The following is a 4721-nucleotide window of genomic DNA, read 5'->3' as shown; positions in this document are numbered from 1 at the left end:
CGTGTGCTGTTCCCATCTGGGGTTGGGCGGGGCGGACAGCGTGCGGGGCGGCGCGGCGGACGGCTGGCGGGCGGCGGTACGCGAGGGCGCGGCCCGTACCGTACGGGACCTCCCCGGCAGCCTCCTGGTCCTGCTGGCGCTGGCCACGGCCGCGGTCTGCGCATGGACCGTACCGCCCCTGCTGTTCCTGCTGCCGGGGCCGTTGGCGGTGGCACTGACGGCGGTCGAGGCGCGCCGAGCGGGCCCGTCCGCGGCGACATTCGCGGCAACGGACACACCAAAGTCATCGACTCACTAACCCCGTAAGACCGTTATCCCCACCAAAAGGTTGCCCCGAGCGAACCTTGTGCAACCAACAATCACTTCCTTAACTTCAGGTGAACCCCGTGCTAACACCAGGAAGTCGAACATGCGCAGAGACATACCGCCCCTCGCCGAGGTGCGTCGCCTTACCCAGAAGAAGCGGGACGCATGGTGGACCGTCCTGCTGGTCGACCCGGTCGCCACCCCTCTGGTACGGCAGACCGCGATGCGCACGCGGATCACCCCGAACCAGATCACCTGGGGCGCGCTCCTCCTCGGCCTGGTCTCCGCGGCCTGCTTCGCGCTCGGCGACTGGCGCTGGCTCATCGCCGGTGCCGTGGTCTACCACCTGAGCTTCATCCTGGACTGCATGGACGGCAAGGTCGCCCGGCTCACCGGCCAGGGCTCCGTCTTCGGCGCCTGGCTCGACTACATCTTCGACCGTATCCGCGTGATGGCCTGCGCCGTCGCCCTTATGGGCGGCCAGTACCACCGCACCGGCGACACCCTCTACATCTGGCTCGCGGCGGGCGTGGTCGCGCTCGACGGCCTGCGGTACATCAACTCCCTGGAGATCTTCAAGACCCGGCACACGATGCGCAAGCAGATCAAGTCGCGCATCCGGGCGGCGCGGCGGGCCGAGGACGCGGCGGAGGTCGCGTTCATGGAGGACCTGCTGCGCGACAACCCCGAGGCGGACATCGAGCAGGACCTCCAGCAGGACCGTGCGGAGAGCATGGAGGGCATGGAGGGCGTGGAGAGCACGCCGGTGCTGATGGCCGTACCGGAACCGCAGCGGCGGAAGAAGGCCGACGTCATCGACCTGCAGCGGGAGTTCCGCAGCCGCTTCCCCGGCTATCTGCGGGCCCGCTCCTACCTGCTGCGGCACCGGGTCCGCACGCACCTCATCAGCGGCATCGAGTTCCAGATGGGCGTCTTCATCATCGGACCGCTCTTCGACGCGGTCATCCCCGTCACGGTCGTCTCCGCCGTCCTGCTGCTCCTCTTCGAACTCGCCATCGTCTACAAGCTGCTCCTCTCCACCCGCGACTTCGCCCGCACCCTCGACTCCTTCGAGAACGCGAAGACGCCGGCGGCGGCCTGAGCGTCCCGGGTACCGCGGTCAAGGAGCGCTGGACGGTACCGGGCTGAGGGCGTAGGTGACGCCGGTGTCGAGGTCGGTGTCGTAGCCGGCGTGGAAGGCGGCCTTGTAGGCGTCGTCGCCCAGGGCGTGGCGGGTCTGCCGCTCGCATGTCCGGCGGGTGGCGAAGAAGTCAGGGGCACCGGCCTGCGCGCGGCCGAGGGTGTCCCAGACCTGCTGGGACAGGCCGAGCAACCGAGCGGCGCGCTCGCCGCGCCCGGTGGCCGCCGCGGCCGCGGCGAGCACATCGAAGCTCATCCCGACCCCCACACTGTCGTGCAGCCGGTGTTTCGCCTCCAAGGACAGCCGGCCGTAGTCCTGCGCGGCCTCGTACCGACCGCGCGCCAGCTCGGCCGCTGCCCGGATGGTGTCGCCGTAGGAACGTGCCCAATGCTCTCCGTGGGGGTCGCATACGGCGCACAGCTGCTCCTGGTGGGCGATGGCTTCCTCGATGCGTCCCAGGACGACGCACGCGTGGCTGCTCACCAGTCGGGCCGTGATTCCGGGGAGAGTGAGTTCACTACCGTGCCGCCGTGTGGCGAGCAGGCTCTCCGACATGGCTCCCGCCTGCGCCAGGTCACCGCGCAACGCCGCCGCGGTCATGGTGACGGCCAGCGCGACGTCCGCCGCGCCGCTGTCCCCGAGACGCTCGGCCGCCGCGGCGCATTCGGCGGCCCGGGCAGCGGTGGCGTCGGCATCGCCCAGGACCAGCAAGACGAAGCCGCAGGCCCACAGGGCCTGGTTGCGCGCCCAGCTCGGCTCCGTTTCCGAGGCCAGGGCCTGGTCCAGATAGTGGCGCCCCTCCCGGGCGAACCCACAGGCGTACCAGAAGAACCACAGCGACCCGGCCAGTTCCAGTGCCGTGTGGTCTCCCGGCGCCGGCGTGGTCAGGCAGAAGTCCAGCGCGGCGCGGAGGTTGTCGTGCTCCCCGGTCATCCGGTCGTACCAGGCGTACTGGTCGGGCCCCAGCCAGGCGGCGCCACCCTCGCGGGCCAGCGCCAGGTAGAAGTCCCGGTGGCGCCCTCGCGCTTGGTCCTCCTCGCCCAAGAGGCGCAGCCATCCGGCGCCGTACTCACGGATCGTGTCCAGCATCCGGAAGCGCGGGCCACCGCCCAGGGCCGGGGCCGACGTGAGGAGGGAGGCGTGGGCCAGCGCGCTCAGCAGGGCCGGAATCCTCCCGGCGGGCAGCTCCGCGTCGGCGCACACCCGTTGGGCCGTCTTCGCATCGAAGCTGCCCGCGAACACCGACAGCCGCGCCCACAGCAACCGCTCGGCCGGAGTACACAGCTGATGGCTCCAGCCGATCGCGGTGCGCAGCGCCTGATGCCAGGGGGGCTCGGTGCCGTACGCCACCTCATCGGTCTCGCCGAGTACGGAGAAGCGATCCTCCAGCCGCTCGGTCAGCTCGGCCACGGACATCTCGCGCAGGCGGGCCGCGGCCAGTTCGATGGCGAGGGGAAGGCCGTCCAGGCGTCGGCACAGCCGTACAAGGTCGGGGCGGTTGGTGTCGGTGACGGCGAAGCCGGGGACCGCCTCGGCGGCGCGCTGGGCGAGCAGCGCCACCGCGTCCGCCCCGCCCGCCGCCCGGTCGGGTGTCTCGGAGACCGGCAGCGGGGTCACGGTCAGCACCCGTTCCTCGATGATCCGCAGTGGACTGCGGCTGGTCACCAGGATCCGCAGCCCCGGGGCCGCCGCCAGCAGCGCCTGCGCGACCACCGCGCACGCACCGGTCAAGTGCTCACACGTGTCCAGTACCAACAGCAGCTCCCGGCCCGCCAGGTACTCCGCGACCACCTCGATCATCGGCCGGCTCGTCTGATCGGCCAGCGGCAGTGCCTCGGCGATGACGTGCGCCAGCAGCTCACCTTGCTGCAACGCCGACAACGCCACCCACCACGCCCCGTCCCGCAACCCCGGCCGCGCCTCGGCCGCGGCCCACAGCGCCAGCCGGGTCTTGCCCACACCACCGGCCCCGGTCAGGGTGACCAACCGCGCGCCCTCGAACAGCCGCTGGACCTGTGCCAGCTCCGCCCGGCGACCGATCAACTCACCCGACTCAGCAGGCAGGTTCCCCACCAACCGCCGCTGCACCGCCACGATCGCCCTCCTCGGTCCTGCCCCTGCCCCTGCCCCTGCCCCTGCCCCTGTGGCCAGCCTGCCGACTCTCGCCGCGCCGCATGACCGTCGGGGAGAAAACGATCGCTGCCGACGGCGCCGGACCATAACGGACTGGGACGGACCACAACGGGACATATCCTGAGCCCCTGACCGGCCGGCGCCCGGTCAGGGGGTCGGCACCTGCTCCGGCAGCAGGCCCTCCGCCCGTAGTTCCGTCCACATCGCGGGCGGTACGGGGCGGCGCAGGAGTTCGCTCGCGTCGGTCGCCTCGGCCGGTGAGCGGGCTCCCACGAGGACGCTCGCGACGGCCGGATGCCCGAAGGGGAAGTGCAGGGCCGCGGCGCGCAGCGGTACGCCGTGCCGTTCCGTGACGGCCTTGAGGCGCAGGGCGCGCTCCAGTACGGGGCGGGTGGCGGGTGCGTAGTCGTAGGTCGCGCCGGGCCGGGGGTCGGCGAGCAGGCCGGAGTTGAGGACGCCGCCGATGACGACGGCGCGGTGGCGCGCGGCGGCCTCGGGCAGCACCTCGTCCAGGCCCGAGGGGTCGAGCAGGGTGTAGCGGCCGGCGAGCAGGACGGCGTCGACGTCGGTGTCGCGGAGGAAGCGGGCGAGCATGGTGGTCTGGTTCATGCCCGCGCCGATCGCGCGGACCACTCCCTCGGCGCGGAGGCGTTCGAGCGCCGGGTACGCCTCGCCGAACGCCTGCTCCGCGTGGTCGTCCGGGTCGTGCAGGTAGGCGAGGTCGATCCGGTCGAGGCGGAGGCGGTGCAGGCTCTCCTCGATGCTGCGCCGGACGCCGTCCGCGCTGAAGTCCCAGACCCGGCGGTGGGTGGCCGGCACGGCGAACCCGTGGGCCAGGTCGTCGCCGCCCGGCCCGCCGGGGCGCAGCAGCCGGCCCACCTTGGTGGAGAGTACGTACTCCGCGCGCGGCCGGTCGCGCAACGCGGCGCCCAGCCGCCGCTCGGACAGGCCGAGCCCGTAGTGCGGCGCGGTGTCGAAGGCACGGATGCCCTCGTCCCAGGCGGCGTCGACGGTGGCGGCCGCCTGGTCGGGGGTGACGGCCGTGTAGAGGTTGCCGAGGGCGGCGGCGCCGAAGGACAGCGCGGTGACGGGGACGCCGCTGCGCCCGAGGGTGCGGCGACGTTCCGGGGGCCCGGGCGGC

Annotated in this window: 3 protein-coding genes and 1 pseudogene; 2 read left to right on the top strand and 2 right to left on the bottom strand. The window is 72.4% G+C overall.

Annotated elements, in window-relative coordinates; translation table 11 throughout:
* Positions 1-298 (top strand): annotated as a pseudogene (locus ABT381_RS35140) (hypothetical protein); the annotation flags it as partial.
* Positions 299-409: 111 nt separating this feature from the next.
* Positions 410-1408: a CDP-alcohol phosphatidyltransferase family protein gene (locus ABT381_RS35135; protein WP_351601985.1), complete on the top strand. Its 999-nt coding sequence runs from the start codon at positions 410-412 to the stop codon at positions 1406-1408.
* Between the two features lie 18 nt (positions 1409-1426).
* On the opposite strand, the gene ABT381_RS35130 is transcribed toward ABT381_RS35135, so the two are convergent.
* Both ABT381_RS35130 and ABT381_RS35125 read right to left on the bottom strand, forming a co-directional pair.
* Positions 1427-3541 carry an ATP-binding protein gene (locus ABT381_RS35130; protein ID WP_351601982.1) on the bottom strand — a complete coding sequence of 705 codons (2115 nt, stop codon included), beginning with the start codon at positions 3539-3541 and terminating at the stop codon, positions 1427-1429.
* Between the two features lie 186 nt (positions 3542-3727).
* A partial coding sequence (locus ABT381_RS35125) for an aldo/keto reductase (protein WP_351601979.1) occupies positions 3728-4721 on the bottom strand: 994 nt, incomplete at its 5' end.

It is taken from the genome of Streptomyces sp. NPDC000151, from assembly GCF_040301705.1.
Classification (GTDB): domain Bacteria; phylum Actinomycetota; class Actinomycetes; order Streptomycetales; family Streptomycetaceae; genus Streptomyces.
The sequence above is the reverse complement of the archived record's forward strand: the minus strand, read 5'-3'. Positions and strand labels throughout refer to the sequence as shown.